We start from the raw sequence: 14,840 nt of genomic DNA on the forward strand, positions 1-14,840 counted from the left end.
AAATGAATTGTTTGTTGAAGGTTTCTAATCTCAAGGCAATTTATTTAGTAAGAGAAGGCACTATCAAAGCCACAGATGACGTGTCGTTTGAGATTTTTGAGAATACCGCTGCAGCAATTGTAGGGGAGAGTGCGTCGGGCAAAAGTACAATAATTGAAGCAATGACAAGAACTTTACCCCCCAATGGAAGAATTCTTGCAGGTACTGTTGAGTACAAAGGAAAGGACCTCTTAAAAATTACCGAAGAAGAGCTGAGGACAATCAGATGGAAAGAGATAGCGCTTGTTCCTCAAGCAGCTCAGCAATCGTTAAATCCTACTATGAAAATTATTGACCATTTTAGAGATACAATCCAAGCCCATGGGATAAACTGGAGTAAGGACGAATTGATTAGTAGAGCTTCTGAAAAGATAAAGATGGTGAGACTCAATCCTGAAACTGTGCTTAATGCCTATCCTATGCAGCTTTCAGGTGGTATGAAACAGCGGGTGTTGATAGCACTGGCATTGCTTCTTGAGCCTAAAATTCTAATACTTGATGAACCAACTTCTGCTTTAGATGTTTTAACCCAGGCACATATCATTCAGCTGCTAAAGGAGCTTAAAAGGAAACTTAATATTACACTTATTTTTGTGACTCACGACATTGCAGTTGCAGCCGAACTTGCTGACAATATTTTTGTAATTTATGGCGGATGTTTGGTGGAGTGCAGTCCAACAGTTGAAATTTTCAAAAATCCTAAACATCCTTATACCAAAGGACTAATAAATTCCATTATGGCAATTAATGCAGATATGTCAAAAATAAAAGCAATCCCTGGCGACCCACCAAGTTTACTTAATCCTCCTTCTGGATGCAGATTCCATCCGCGATGTGAACAAGTAATGGACATTTGCAAGAAAGTTAGACCACCACTTGTTCAGCTTTCAAGTGGAACGAAGGTAGCATGCCATTTGTATGAAGAAGGAGGATATGGAGAATGAGCGAAATTGCCATAAAAGCACAGAATGTAAGTAAAATTTATTCTCAAGGATTATTCAAGAAAAGATATAAATTAGTCCTTGACAATATAAATTTAGAAGTCAAAAAAGGTGACAGATTAGTTATTATTGGCGAAAGTGGTATGGGAAAGACTACACTTGCAAGAATATTGGCAAATCTTGATGCACCATCATCTGGTGATGTATACTGGTTTGGGACAAGTTTAAAAGATGTAAATAGAAGTGAATACAAACATTTAAGAAAAAAAGTTCAGTACGTTCATCAAGACCCCTATGCATCTTTGCACCCATCAAAGACCATTTTTAAGATAATAGCTGACCCGTTGAAAAAGTGCCAAGGTCTTACAGGCAGAAAGTTAGAAGAAAAGGTCTATGAGCTTTTAGAAATGGTTGGCCTGATGCCACCTGACTATTTTTTTAATAAATATCCACACCATTTATCTGGTGGTGGACGCCAGCGACTTGCAATTGCACGTGCGCTGACTGCACAGCCTGAGATACTAATTGCTGATGAACCTATAAGTATGATTGACATGTCGCTAAGAGCTGCAATAATAAAGTTATTAAAAGACCTAAATGACAAACATAATATCACTGTCATACTCATTTTACATGATATTGGAGCAGCAAGGTATTTTACTTATGAAAAAGGTGAGATAGCAGTTATATATGGTGGCAGAATTGTTGAAAAAGGGACAAGTGAAGAGGTAATAACAAGACCCATTCATCCTTATACAAAAGTACTTATTAGTTCGAGCCCTATTGCGGATCCAGAGCTGGCAAGAAATAGAGAGATCGAACAGCTAAGGTCGCACGACCCACCAATAAGGGGGCCTGAGACAAAAAACTGTCCATTTTCACATGCATGTAACTATTTTGTTGATAAATGTTTGAGCATCACACCTGAACTTGAGAAGGTAAATGCGGACCATTATATTGCTTGCCATGTTTTTAAAGATTAGATTGAGAAATTGATGGAGATGAGAAGATGCAAAAGTTTTATTTTTTTCTTTCAATGATTATAATTGTATTATCACTAATTTGGCTACTTTATTTTAGAAAAAACGGATTAGAATTTACATTAGTGATATGTGCAATGATGATTGCAATTGTCAATATTCTTACTTTAATTTGGATAACTAATAAAAGGAAAAAACCTTAGGTGAGCTGTCAACACAAAGACGGCCTTTTTATTGTTATAGATTATATAGATTTTTACTAAGGTCTATAAAAAAGCTAAGATTAGGATATTGAAAAGAATAGGATATAAGCTATGGTTAATTATTTACATTTAGCTTACTTGATATTGTAATTTTTTCTGAAATTGTAACTATTCCATTGGCTGAAATAAAACAAAACCATAACAAAGCATGGTTTTTATATCTTAATGCTACTTCGAAAGGGATGTGTAACAAAATAGTTCCTAAGATAATAAAGCATCCTATTAGAATTACTGGTTTTAAACCTCCTCTCTTTATTGTTAGCATTATTAATTCCAACAAGGAGGTAAATAAAACAATGTAGTAATAAGTATCAAAGATAAGTTTTGCAGCCTTATTATTTTGTGAAAACTTTAGCTTTGCTCTTGAATTTTTTGGTTGAGCTCCTGCAGCGTAATCATAAGATTCATGGTCAGCATGCCACATTGTAATTACTTTATCAAGGATAAATCTTTTCATTTTTTTGTCTTTTATAATATCTTGTAATCTTTTAATGCCAAGCTCAAAAAAGGTTTTCTGAACTTGTTGGGGACCTTTTTCTTGTATTAATTTACTAAATAATTCAGAATCTTTTTTATTCCATTGACCGTGCGAGGATACATTCAGACCCACATACATGTTCCACCCAATTCTTGGGGTTGCAATTTGTTGTTTAATTTTTGATTCAATAGCAAGATTAATTGAGAATGAAGTCAAGAAATATGCAATAAAAACCGTTAGCACAAAAAAACTTTTTACTATTAACCCCTTTTTTAAATGAATTTTAAAAAAGAAAAAAACATTCTCTCTGTCACTTTTATATTCAAAAAACAAAAGATAAAATACAATAAATGCTATAAATACAATAATGCCATTAGGTCTAATGCTATTCAATATGGCAAATAAAACGCCGATTAAAACGAAATTTAAATATTTATTCTTTATTGGCAGGGTATTGTTCATTGCTTTTAAAAATATCAACGCAGATAATAGTGCTATGGCATTAAATAAGTTTTCTGTACATATTAAAACTGAATAAAAAATTCTGGATGGCATTAAGGTCCAAATTAAAGCAGCAATAAATCCATATTGCCTTTTACTAACTTCTTGCCCAATTAGATAGACAAAAACAACTGATAGTGATGAAAGAACTATGCCTGTTAATTGTGCTGAGAGTATTGATGGGCCAAACAAGCGAAAAACAAAAGACAAAAAGGTAGAGAACGCAATTGTATGCGGGAATACTGCTATATAATTTGGGATAAATATTTTTCCATTAAGTAAATTTTTAGCTATCAAGTAATAAGTTAAAAAATCAGAGTTAGGCATAATTTCAGAAAAAAATATTAATGGTAGTGAAAGTAATGTTGCAGTGATAAACAATGTAACCAATATGTATTTGTCATTGAGCTGAGAAATATTTATTTTGCTATTTACTAATACAAGAATTATGCTTCCAATAAGTACTGACATTAAAAGGAGCAATCTTGATAAAGGTTTTGGGATTCGAGTAGGTAGTATGTAGTCTATGTTTCCATTAAGAAAATTTTTTTCAAAAACATACAATACAAAAAGAATGATAATGACGTATACGAAATAAATTAAGGTGTTTTTTAAAACTTTTGAAGTTATATTAACCATTTTGATTTTTTCCCGCCTTTCAATTATTTAATACTTGTTTTAAGTATTTATGTTTAGCATATTTTGACAAAAAATTTTTCTTTCTTTTATTTTTTGTCAAAAGAGGCTGCCGCTTTATACTTAAAATTTGAAGTTCTCAAGAAACTATTATATAATATCTTCAAAAGTTATTAAAGGAGCTGCGAAAAATGCCACCGAGAGTATACTTTGTAATCCCCTGTTTTAACGAAGAAGAAATGCTGCCTTTCACAATTCAAAAGATGGGTGAAAAACTGCAAAGCCTCATTGAAAAAGAGCTAATTTCTGATAAAAGCAAAGTTGTCTTTGTTGACGATGGAAGCCGTGATAGAACGTGGGATCTAATCAAAGCTGCTGCAGAGGATAAGAGATTTTTGGGGGTCAAACTTTCGCGAAACTGTGGGCATCAAAACGCCCTTATGGCAGGAATGAGCTATGCTGTAAAGTTTGCTGATTGTATAATTACATTGGATGCTGATTTGCAGGACGATATCAATGTCATTGATGAGTTTATACAAAAGTACAAGGAAGGTTATGAGATTGTGTATGGAGTGAGAAGCAGCAGAAAAACAGATACGTTTTTCAAAAGGTTTACTGCAGAGGGCTTTTATAAACTAATGAAGGCATTTGGAGTTGAGATTGTTTTTAATCATGCTGATTACAGGCTCATGAGTAAAAGAGCAGTCCAGTATCTTTTGCAGTTTGAAGAGAGAAACTTGTTCTTAAGAGGTATGATTCCATTAATTGGCTTAAAATCAACAGTTGTCTACTATGAAAGGTTAGAAAGAGTAGCAGGGAAAACAAAGTATCCACTCAGAAAAATGCTATCTTTTGCTTTTGAAGGGATTACATCTTTTTCGGTAAAGCCCATAAAGTATATCACAACAGCTGGTTTTTTGATGTTTTTGCTAAGTCTTGTAATTCTTATATATGCGATAGTACAGAAATTAAGAGGACAAGCTGTTACAGGCTGGACTTCGCTTACAATTTCAATTTGGTTTATAGGCGGGCTTCAGCTTGTTGCCTTAGGGCTCATTGGTGAGTATATTGGCAAAATTTATAAAGAGGTCAAAAGAAGACCTTTATACTTCATCGAGGAGATAGCGGGGGATGAATAATTTTAGCTATTTTGTAGAAAAGATAAATTTGTACAAAAAGCAAATAGTCCAGCTTGTGAAATTTTCGATAGTTGGGGTTATAAATACGGCAGTTGACTTTGCAGTATTTTTTCTTTTTTATTTTGTCTTTCATATCAGTTACTCACTCAGTCAGGTTTTTGGGTACACAAGCGGCATGATAAATAGCTTTATAATGAACAAAAAGTGGACATTTGAAGACAAAACCACCGGAAAAGTAATAATTACAAAGCTGTTAAAATTTGTGATTACAAACCTTGTTTCATTAGGATCTTCAATTGTTGTCTTAAAACTTTCAAAAACCTACCTATCAAATTCAATTTTAATCGCCAAAGTTCTTGCAACTCTTTGCGCTCAAATGATAAACTATTTATCGTATAAGTATTGGGTATTTAACAAATTTTGAAAGGGTAGGGTATGTGAATGCAAAATACAGTAGGAAGACTTGACACATTTTTTAGATACATTGTTGTAGTGCTTTTAGGATTAGCCATTGTTTTGTCATTTCAGTTTCGGATAGTTGCTCTTACACATAAGAAAATAAGTTTTGTTGTGATGGTTATTCTTCTTTTGTCAGCTTTTTTAATCTTTAATATTTGGCTTTTTATATTTCGAAAACTGGCAAACAAAAAACTCGCTATACTCTTGTTAATTCTTGTTATAGCAGCTCCAAGACTTATATGGATTTTTTTGATGCCAACAAAGCCGGTTTCGGACTATTTGTGTTTTTATTCCTATGCCCAAAAAGCTTCTCAAGGCTTTTTAAAAGGGTATGACATGACTTTTACACTCTTTAGGTTCAGATTTGGATATTCATTAATTTTGGCACTTGTTTTCAAGATTTTTGGAAGCAGCGTGATTGTAGGAAAACTTTTCAATGTGTTTCTTTCAGTAATTTTAGGACTTATCATATATTTTACTGTTGACTATCTTTTTGGCAAAGAAGCAGCCACATATTCAGCAGTTTTGTATGCCTTCTGGCCATCGCAGATAATGTATAATTCAGTTTTGGCGTCTGAACACCCATTTATTGTGTTTTTTATGCTGGGGCTGTATTTTTTGATAAGGACAATAAAAGAGAAAAAAGCTATTTTTGGCATATTTGCAGGAGTCCTTGTGGCAATTTCAAATCATATAAGACCTGTTGCTGTTGTGATCATAATTGCGATGGTTTTCTTGTTTGCACTAAAAGCTCTTTGTAAAGATTTTAAAACCTTAAAGATTGCTATCTTAAGTATAATTTCATACGTTATTACATTCTATACATTAGGATATCTAATTTTTTGTCTCACAGGCATTCCTGTGTGGAAAACATCAATGGGGCTTAATCTCATGATTGGTACAGACTATACAACATATGGTATGAACAATCCTAAACATTCTTTGTTTGTTAAAAAATATGCTTATGATTTTCAAAAGATGCACGGTGAGGCTATGAAAATAGGTTTAGAGAGACTCAGAAAAGAGACAAAAAAATTTATTGCTATTCTCCCTCGCAAACATGCTATTATCTGGGGCGATGATAGCTTTGGGTATTTTTGGAGTACTTTTAAAGTTTACAAAACCACATATTTTGTTAATCTTGTAAAAATTCATCCAACCATTTTCTATATGTTCTCTCAGCTATACTACTATGTAATTTTGATTTACATCATTTTAGGGATTCTCTCATCTAAAAAAAATGCCAACAAAGAAATTTTTCTTTTGTTAAATCTTATATTCCTTGGCTATGTTGTATTACACATATTTTTAGAAGTTCAGCCACGTTATCACTACCCTGCAATTTTTACACTCTTTTTATTAAGCGGCCAAGGGATAAAGTGGCTGAGAGAGAAATTAAAAAGATTTTAATACTGTTCATAAAATTCTCTTGGCCCAAGATCAAATGCCTCTATGTTTTTCCCTAATACCAAGGACCTTCTTATGTCAAAACACAGACTGCATTTGTGAAGATAGCCTTTTTTCGCTTCATATCCAAAGTTTTCTTTAGCAAACCTGAAAAGCTCATGAATACCTTTTGTGTAGAGCATATTTACAAAAAAATACTTTTTGTCATCAAGATCTTTTCCCAAGTCCTCAATAGAAATTTTGAATCCCACACATGGGTTTGGGATAAAATTTCCAAAAAGGTCCATATGAAAATGAGTCTTGCTGTTTAGTTCATGGCAGGGAGATGAGTTTTCGAGTATTTCCTCAATACTCTTTTTAGGGAAGAATTCTTCAAAAGTTTTTATTGCCCTTCCATTTAATGTAAGGTAATAGCGCAAAGGTAGCGATTTTATATAGTTTACGCCAAAGGTATCAATATATTCTGAAAAGGAATGTGTTTCTTCAATGTCAAACCTTTTTATCTCAGGTAAAAAACCTTCTACCCACAGGAAGATTTCAATTCCAACATCTCTTAAAAGGTTTATTAACTTTAACACTTTTTTGAGCGGAATGTATTCATTGTGAAATGGACTGATTGATACCAAAATAGTTTCTATTCCAAGACTTTTTAGCTCTTTTAGCTTTTGCTTTGCCTCTTTTTCATTTTCCACCCATGATGCGTTTGTCTCAATGTACTCTATGTACACTCCATTTTCATTTGCCTTCTCTACAACCTTTTTAAGACCTTCAAAATTCAAAAAAGGCTCACCACCGCCTATATGAACAGAGTAAACTCCAAACTTTTTCTTGACTTTGTCAGTTAGGAGGGGTTTTTGAGCTAACAAAAAATAACAAAGTCTTAATTTATGCGGGTTTTGAGAATAGAAAAATAAAAAATTTTAAAAATTGTAGTGGCAAATTATAGTCTGAAATATGCCATAAATACTTGACATTTTGAATATTTTGTGGTACAATTACTCAAAATACCTTTGAGGAGTTACCATATGTTTGTCAAAATAACTAATGCTGGCTGTTACCAGTATGTTAGATTAGTCGAAAACTATCGTGAAAATGGCAAGGTAAAACAAAGAGTGTTATTTAATTTTGGTAGACTTGATCTTCTCAAAAGTGATCCTGCTTTTAAAAACATTGTAAAAAAACTATCTGATATTGTTGAAAGAACAACTACTAAGAATACAGAAGCTGTTACTATTGAATCTGAAGAGGATGTATCGGATGCAGTTATAAAAAATTGGGGATACATTGTATTCAGAAAGTTATGGGAAGAACTTGAAATAGATAAGTTTTTAAAAGAGAAAGCAACAAAAGGGAGAAAGATAAAATTTGATGTAGACAAAGTAAGTTTTTTAATGACCATACAGAGATTGATAGAACCTATGAGCAAACTAAGAACTTATCATCAGAGAAATAAATATTTTGGATTTGAAGAGGATATAGATTTAAATCAGTTGTACAGGTGTTTAGATTTTCTTGACAGTATAAAAGAGGATTTAGAGACGTATCTGTATCAGAAAAATAGGGATTTATTTAAGATGGTAGTTGATGTAGTTTTTTATGACGTGACGACAATATACTTTGAGAGTTGTAGAGCCGATGAACTTAAAAATTTTGGTTTTAGCAAAGACAACAAGATAAATGAAGTACAGGTTGTGTTAGGGCTTTTGGTAGACAAAGAAGGCAGGCCGATAGGTTATGAACTTTTTCCTGGCAATACAATAGATAGCAAGACAATGGTAAAGATACTGAGGAAACTGAAGGAAAAATTTAGTATAGATAAGATAGTGATAGTAGCAGACAAAGGGCTCAACAGCAGATTAAATTTAAAGATGATAAAAGAAGCGGGATACGATTATATAGTAGCAAGCAGATTAAAGAATGCAAGTAAAGAAGTTTTAGATGAAGTATTTGAGCAAGAAGGATATAAAAGGCTTGATGGAAAAAGTTGTTTGAATGCTGAAGAAATTTATGGGGATGAATTCAAATATAAGGTATTGGAAAGAACAAATGTTATCAAGGATGAAGAGGGTAAAGAGTTTAAAATAGAAGAGAGACTGATAATAACGTATTCAAGCAAGAGAGCTAAGAAAGACAAAGAAGACAGAGAGAGATTGGTATCAAAAGCCAAAGAGCTTTTAGAGAACAAAGGAAGTATAACAGCCTTAGAGAAAAAAGGTGCGAGGAAATATTTGAAGAAGAAATCAAAGTCAGAAGAATATGTACTGGATGAGGAAGCGATAAAACGAGATGAGAAGTTTGACGGTTATTATGCAATACAAACGAGCAAAAAGGATATGGATGTAGAAGAAGTTTTAGGAGCATATCACGATTTATGGAAGATAGAACAGTCATTCAGAGTAATGAAAAGCTGTTTAGAAGTACGACCGATATATCACTTTACAGAAAGCAGAATAAAAGGACATTTTGTGATATGTTTTTTGGCATTTTTATTACAGAGGACATTGGAATATATTTTGAGGAAAAAAGGTAAAGGAATAAGTAGTGAAAGGATAATGGAAGCAATAGATTCAATGAACTTTTTTGAAATAGAGATAAAAGGGAAGAAATATTTGATAAAGCAAAGGACAGAAGAAGGAGCTGGAGATATACTGAATGTGATGAAGATAAAGGGGCCGAAAAATTTCATCACATATGAGGAAGGCTTAGAATTTATTGGTATTAGCAAATGATGTAGTGACAAAATTGAGGTCCATATTTTGTCAATCCCAGTCCTCCCAAGCTTTTTGAGTTTCAAACTGACAAAGTCAAGTGAAATGGACTGATTGATACCAAAATAGTTTCTATTCCAAGACTTTTTAGCTCTTTTAGCTTTTGCTTTGCCTCTTTTTCATTTTCCACCCATGATGCGTTTGTCTCAATGTACTCTATGTACACTCCATTTTCATTTGCCTTCTCTACAACCTTTTTAAGACCTTCAAAATTCAAAAAAGGCTCACCACCGCCTATATGAACAGAGTAAACTCCAAACTTTTTTAAGGTCTTAAAGACCTTGTCTGCCATCTGAGGAGTTATATACTCTTTTTTCCATGAAGGTGAGCTGTTGTAAAGACAATGCCGACACCTTGATGAGCAGTAGTAGTTTGTTATAACCCCGCCTGAATAAAGTCTGTCAATTTTGAGATTGCTATTTGAAACTGCCATAATCCCTACTTCCTCCTTATGCTTTTCAAAAGTGCTTGTCTTTTTTTGAAAACTATTATAATATTATTATGTTAGTTTTAGATTAAAAAATCAAATTGATAAGTAGGAGGCAAAAGAACTTTATGAAACTCTTTAATCTTTTGTTTGAGGTAGCTTTTGCGACAAACAACGCTCAAAGCTCATCAAATCAGGCACCAGCAGGGGCTACATGGGTGCTTGTGTTTACTCAACTAATTCTTCCACTGCTTTTGATGTTTGTCATCTTTTATATTTTTATCATCCTTCCCCAACGAAGAAGAGAAAAACAGTTCAGAGACATGATAAATTCACTCATTGTTGGTGATGAGATAGTAACAAACGGTGGAATTGTTGGAAAGATTGTGAATATCAAGGATGACATCTTGACAATCGAGGTAGGGGCTGACAGGGTAAAGCTAAAGGTTTACAAATGGGCCGTAAAAGAAGTTTTGAAGAAGGCTGAGCCAAGAGATTAAAAGTGAAAAAAATGCCATAAGCTAAAAGGAGAATGGTTCTGAAGATTGTGGGCTTCAGAGCCATTTATTTTTAAAAAAAGACTTTATTTTTGAGAAAGAAGGAGTTGAGATTGCCATTACAATTTCTGAGCTTCTTTCACTTCTTGAAAAGTATAGTCTTAAGCCAAATAAAAAACTTGGTCAAAATTTCTTGATTGATGAAAACATTGTAAGAAAGATAGTGAATCTTGCAAAGATTGATCAAAAAGAGGTTTTGGAGATTGGAGCAGGGCCGGGGACTTTGACAACATTTCTTTCTCAAAAGGCAAAAAAGGTTTTTGCAGTTGAGATTGACAAAAAGATTTTGAATGTCTTAAAAGAGGTTTGCCAAAATCTTTTAAATGTAGAGATAATAAATGAAGATTTTCTTAAGCTTAATGTTAAAAATTTAACAAACAGTCAAAAACTCTGTGTTGTTGGCAATCTACCGTATTATGTAACTTCACAGATTCTATTCAAGTTATTTGAGGACAGAAATTATATAGAGTCATTTACAATTATGGTTCAGAAGGAAGTTGCACAGAGACTTTTAGCAAAACCTGGTTCAAAAGACTATGGGATTTTGACAGTTGCAATGAACTTTTATTGTAAAGTAGAAGACTTCTTTCATGTTAGCAAGAATGTCTTTTTTCCAAGACCTGAGGTTGACTCAACTGTTTTAAAGGTAAGCTTCAAAGAAGATATTCCAGATGTTGATGAGAAAAAGTTTTTCAAGATAGTTCACGCTTGCTTTTCTACACGAAGAAAAACCATTTTGAACTCTCTTTCAAAGTCTCTTGAGATTGAAAAAGCAAAACTAAAGAGTATATTGGAAAAAGCTTCTTTGCAGGAAAATTTGAGGGCAGAGGATTTGAGTTTGGACCATTTTGTAAGACTTTACAAAGAACTTGAAAGTAGAATTTAAAATTGCAAGTCAAGTAAAAAGGGCTTTGCAACAATTGATATGTACAATTTCATTTTTACACATCGCCTTAATTTTTTATTTTGACATTTTCAGTTAAGTTAAGGTATAATATAATACAAATTGCAATTGTACAGAATAAAACTTGCAAGGTGGTGGAGAAAAGGTGGTAGAGGTGAACTTGCATCCGTCCGTGTATCAATGGATTGACGAGATGGCAAGGATTACAAAGCCAGACAAGATTGTCTGGATAGATGGATCTGAAGAGGAAAAAGAGAAGCTCATTAAAGAAGCTCTTCAGACGGGGGAGCTGATGGAGCTCAACCAGGAAAAGCTTCCAGGGTGTTATCTTCACAGAACACATCCGAGCGATGTTGCAAGGGTTGAAGACAGGACATTTATCTGCACTCCAACAAAAGAAGAGGCAGGTCCAACAAACAACTGGATGGACCCGAACGAGGCTTACAAGATGCTCTACTCACTTTTTGACGGTTCCATGAAAGGTCGAACAATGTATGTTGTTCCATACTTGATGGGACCTGTTGGGTCACCATATTCAAAAGTGGGCATTGAGCTGACAGACAGCATCTATGTTGTACTTAACTTAAGAATCATGGCGAGAATTGGCGATGTTGCGCTAAGACATCTTGGCTCTTCTCCTGACTTTGTAAAAGGACTTCACTCAAAAGCAACACTTGACCCAGAGAAGAGGTACATCTGTCACTTTCCACAGGACAACACTATCATGAGCGTAAACTCAGGATATGGTGGCAATGTCATTCTTTCCAAAAAATGTTTTGCGCTCAGAATTGCAAGCTACTTGGGGAAAAAAGAAGGCTGGATGGCAGAGCACATGCTAATTGTTGGAGTTGAAGACCCAAGCGGTAAAGTAACATACATCGCAGGTGCGTTCCCAAGCGCGTGTGGAAAGACAAACCTTGCAATGTTAATTCCGCCAGAGCCTCTCAAAAAGCTTGGATATAAGGTTTGGACTGTTGGCGACGACATTGCATGGATGAGAATAGGCGAGGATGGAAGACTTTGGGCAATCAACCCTGAGGCAGGGTTTTTTGGAGTTGCTCCTGGCACAAGCTACAAGACAAATCCGAATGCAATGGAGACAATAAAGAGAAATACTATATATACAAATGTTCTTTTAAAAGAAGATGGAACAGTTTGGTGGGAAGGCATGGATGGCGAAGTGCCAGAGCGAGGAATTGACTGGCTTGGAAGGCCGTGGACAAAAGACAGCGGCGAAAAGGGTGCTCACCCCAACGCAAGGTTCACAGCACCAGCTGCACAGTGTCCGTCAATCTCAAAAGAGTGGGAGAACCCAAAAGGTGTGCCAATTTCAGCTATCATATTTGGTGGAAGAAGAGCAAAGGTTGCTCCGCTTGTATATGAAGCGTTTGATTGGCAGCATGGTGTATATGTGGGTGCAACAATGGCGTCCGAGACAACAGCTGCTGCAATGGGCAAGGTGGGTGTAGTTCGTCGCGACCCAATGGCAATGCTTCCATTCTGTGGATATAATATGGCAGACTATTTTGCGCACTGGCTTGAGATGGGTAAAAAGATTCCAAAACCTCCAAAGATTTTCCATGTGAACTGGTTTAGACAAGACGAAAATGGCAAGTTCATCTGGCCAGGATTTGGTGAGAACTTGAGAGTGCTCAAGTGGATAATCGAAAGATGTGAAGGTAAAGTAGGAGCAAAGGAAACACCAATTGGATATGTTCCATATGTTGATGATCTTTACTTAGAAGGTCTTGATATAGACAAAGAAACTGTTGAAAAACTTCTAGAGATAGACAAAGATTTATGGATCAAAGAAGCAGAGGATTCAAGGCAGTTTTTAAGCCAGTTTGGAGAAAGACTTCCCAAAGAGCTCATTGAAGAGAACGAAAAACTAAAACAAAGGCTTTTAAGGTAAACAATCACCAAATTCAAGACCTCCTTCATATACTGATACAAAGGGTGTGAAGGAGGTCTTTTGTTTTGCTTTCAAATTCTGCATTTACAAGGGTTGTGGTCATCTTAAAGGGAATAGAAGAAAAAGATAGAGTTCCTTTTGGGTATGTCAAAGTTCAAGCAATTGTTGATACGGTGGATTTGGAAGTTGTACTCCAGGGGATTGAAGAAAAAGAAGAAAAAATAGCTTTAATGGGCATTGTAAAAAGAACGGATAAGTTTTGTCCGGTATTCTTTTGCCATTTGCAAAGCCCACAAAAGGCTACAATCTCACAACTGCTTTCAACAAGCAGGTTCAATATGTTTGGGTCTGGTTATCAGCTAAAGGAGATTATGGGTTTTGCCATTATAAAAGAAAGAAAAGGGAAAAGAAAACTATTGCTCATTGGAAGTATTGATGAAAAAGACCTTTATACATTGGAAAAGGATACTTTGGAGGAGCTTGAAGAAGGCAAGAAAAAGGAAGAGAAAAAAGGCGTAAAGAACGGAAATGATAAAACTTTAGACGAAACTTCTTTAAATGAAAACTTGTATTACCACCATCTTGTAGCTCAAAATAATTTAGATACAGAATCTAAAAAGGATCAAGAAGATGGTGAAAAGAAGTTTGCAGACAATAGCTCAGAGGATTCAAACTTGCAGGTATTTGAAGTGATATCCCAAAAGGCAGAAGAAAGTGGCGAAGAAACCAACGTGAATGAAATTAATAAGCGCTCTGACGAAAAAGAAGAACTTCCCGCAATAATTGAAAAACTTACGGAGGAGATTGAAAAGTTAGAAAATGAAAGGGAAAAAGAAAAAATCATCGAAAAAATAGATTCTACAGAAGATGTTCAGCCTGAGCTTGAAAAAAACTACTGCATTTTAGAATTTGGTGATAAAAGAACGTGGAGGAGAATATTTGAAGAATTAAAAGAAAAGTGCGAAAAGTTTGAGCCTTTTTCTGATGATAAAGTCAAGTGGATGAAAGTTGACAAAAAAGACATCTTTAGATTTTCAAATTTGCACCCATTTTTATATATAATTTCTAATCCATTTGTTTTTAGACTTGTCTCAGATCAAGGGTATTTAGTAATTGGATATAAGCGGTCTAAGAAGAAAAAGGACAGAATAGAAATTTTAGTTCCTGGTGAGTATTCAGAAGATACAGAAAAGAAGGCAAAGGCTTTTGGGTTTTCAGAGTTTGTTACAAAAGATGGCAAGGTCATGGAAGGCAAGGAAGGTTACTTTAAGATGACCTTAGAGCTCATAGAAAAGGAAGAATAAAAAAGTTATGGAATATGCCTGTATATTATCAGGTGGTAGCGGACTTAGACTTTGGCCAAAGAGCAGAAAATCTTTTCCAAAACAATTTTTAAAGTTGTTTGGCGACAAAAGTTTTTTGGAAATGA

The 14,840-nt window shown here is 34.5% G+C and carries 14 protein-coding genes (1 of these 14 only partly in view); 11 read left to right on the forward strand and 3 right to left on the reverse strand.

All coding sequences use genetic code 11. The features are described from left to right. Positions 1-2: 2 nt before the first annotated feature. Positions 3-983 (forward strand): ABC transporter ATP-binding protein, encoded by a 981-nt coding sequence (locus ELD05_RS01330; RefSeq protein WP_127351060.1) that lies wholly within the window; start codon positions 3-5, stop codon positions 981-983. After that, positions 980-1,963 carry an ABC transporter ATP-binding protein gene (locus ELD05_RS01335; RefSeq protein WP_127351061.1) on the forward strand — a complete coding sequence of 328 codons (984 nt, stop codon included), beginning with the start codon at positions 980-982 and terminating at the stop codon, positions 1,961-1,963. Before ELD05_RS01330 ends, ELD05_RS01335 begins: the two co-directional genes overlap by 4 nt. A 315-nt stretch (positions 1,964-2,278) precedes the next feature. Here the strand turns inward: ELD05_RS01335 and ELD05_RS01340 are convergent, their stop codons facing one another. Then, the gene (locus tag ELD05_RS01340; RefSeq protein WP_127351062.1) at positions 2,279-3,841 is read right to left on the reverse strand and encodes an ArnT family glycosyltransferase; all 1,563 of its coding nucleotides are present in this window, start codon (positions 3,839-3,841) and stop codon (positions 2,279-2,281) included. Positions 3,842-4,029: 188 nt separating this feature from the next. On the opposite strand from ELD05_RS01340, the gene ELD05_RS01345 reads away from it, so the two are divergent. The 3 genes from ELD05_RS01345 to ELD05_RS01355 are packed head-to-tail and all read left to right on the forward strand — an operon-like array spanning position 4,030 to position 6,846. After that, on the forward strand, positions 4,030-4,977 hold the full coding sequence (locus tag ELD05_RS01345; protein WP_127351063.1) for a glycosyltransferase family 2 protein: 948 nt from the start codon (positions 4,030-4,032) through the stop codon (positions 4,975-4,977). Continuing rightward, positions 4,970-5,401, forward strand: coding sequence for a GtrA family protein (locus ELD05_RS01350; RefSeq protein ID WP_039764815.1), 432 nt, complete (start codon positions 4,970-4,972; stop codon positions 5,399-5,401). The genes ELD05_RS01345 and ELD05_RS01350 overlap by 8 nt, the downstream gene beginning before the upstream one ends. A gap of 17 nt (positions 5,402-5,418) precedes the next feature. Beyond that, on the forward strand, positions 5,419-6,846 hold the full coding sequence (locus tag ELD05_RS01355) for a glycosyltransferase family 39 protein (RefSeq protein ID WP_127351064.1): 1,428 nt from the start codon (positions 5,419-5,421) through the stop codon (positions 6,844-6,846). Here ELD05_RS01355 and ELD05_RS01360 read toward each other — a convergent pair. After that, positions 6,843-7,709, reverse strand: a complete 867-nt coding sequence (locus tag ELD05_RS01360) for a radical SAM protein (protein WP_333782520.1) — start codon at positions 7,707-7,709, stop codon at positions 6,843-6,845. The genes ELD05_RS01355 and ELD05_RS01360 overlap by 4 nt on opposite strands. Positions 7,710-7,868: 159 nt before the next feature. Here ELD05_RS01360 and ELD05_RS01365 point away from each other — a divergent pair, with 159 nt between their 5' ends. Then, a complete protein-coding gene (locus tag ELD05_RS01365) occupies positions 7,869-9,572 on the forward strand; it encodes an IS1634-like element ISCsa8 family transposase (protein WP_127351065.1) in 1,704 nt (567 codons plus the stop codon). 61 nt (positions 9,573-9,633) lie between these two features. Here the strand turns inward: ELD05_RS01365 and ELD05_RS01370 are convergent, their stop codons facing one another. Continuing rightward, entirely contained in the window at positions 9,634-10,044 is a 411-nt protein-coding gene (locus ELD05_RS01370; protein ID WP_241243558.1) for a radical SAM protein, read from the reverse strand. Between the two features lie 122 nt (positions 10,045-10,166). Between ELD05_RS01370 and yajC the strand changes: the two genes are divergently transcribed. The 5 genes from yajC to ELD05_RS01395 all read left to right on the forward strand — a co-directional run. Continuing rightward, positions 10,167-10,538, forward strand: a complete 372-nt coding sequence (gene yajC, locus ELD05_RS01375) for a preprotein translocase subunit YajC (protein WP_127351066.1) — start codon at positions 10,167-10,169, stop codon at positions 10,536-10,538. Positions 10,539-10,623: 85 nt separating this feature from the next. After that, positions 10,624-11,481, forward strand: coding sequence for a 16S rRNA (adenine(1518)-N(6)/adenine(1519)-N(6))-dimethyltransferase RsmA (rsmA, locus tag ELD05_RS01380; protein ID WP_127351067.1), 858 nt, complete (start codon positions 10,624-10,626; stop codon positions 11,479-11,481). 163 nt (positions 11,482-11,644) lie between these two features. After that, positions 11,645-13,411 (forward strand): phosphoenolpyruvate carboxykinase (GTP), encoded by a 1,767-nt coding sequence (locus ELD05_RS01385; protein ID WP_127351068.1) that lies wholly within the window; start codon positions 11,645-11,647, stop codon positions 13,409-13,411. A gap of 65 nt (positions 13,412-13,476) precedes the next feature. Continuing rightward, entirely contained in the window at positions 13,477-14,715 is a 1,239-nt protein-coding gene (locus ELD05_RS01390) for a V-type ATP synthase subunit I domain-containing protein (protein ID WP_127351069.1), read from the forward strand. 7 nt (positions 14,716-14,722) lie between these two features. After that, a protein-coding gene (locus ELD05_RS01395; protein ID WP_127351070.1) for a mannose-1-phosphate guanylyltransferase crosses the window boundary here: on the forward strand, positions 14,723-14,840 show its beginning. It continues 938 nt past the right edge of the window; the window shows 118 of its 1,056 coding nt (coding positions 1-118); the start codon lies at positions 14,723-14,725; its stop codon lies beyond the right edge, outside the window.

This window comes from Caldicellulosiruptor changbaiensis (assembly GCF_003999255.1).
Classification (GTDB): Bacteria; Bacillota; Thermoanaerobacteria; order Caldicellulosiruptorales; family Caldicellulosiruptoraceae; genus Caldicellulosiruptor; species Caldicellulosiruptor changbaiensis.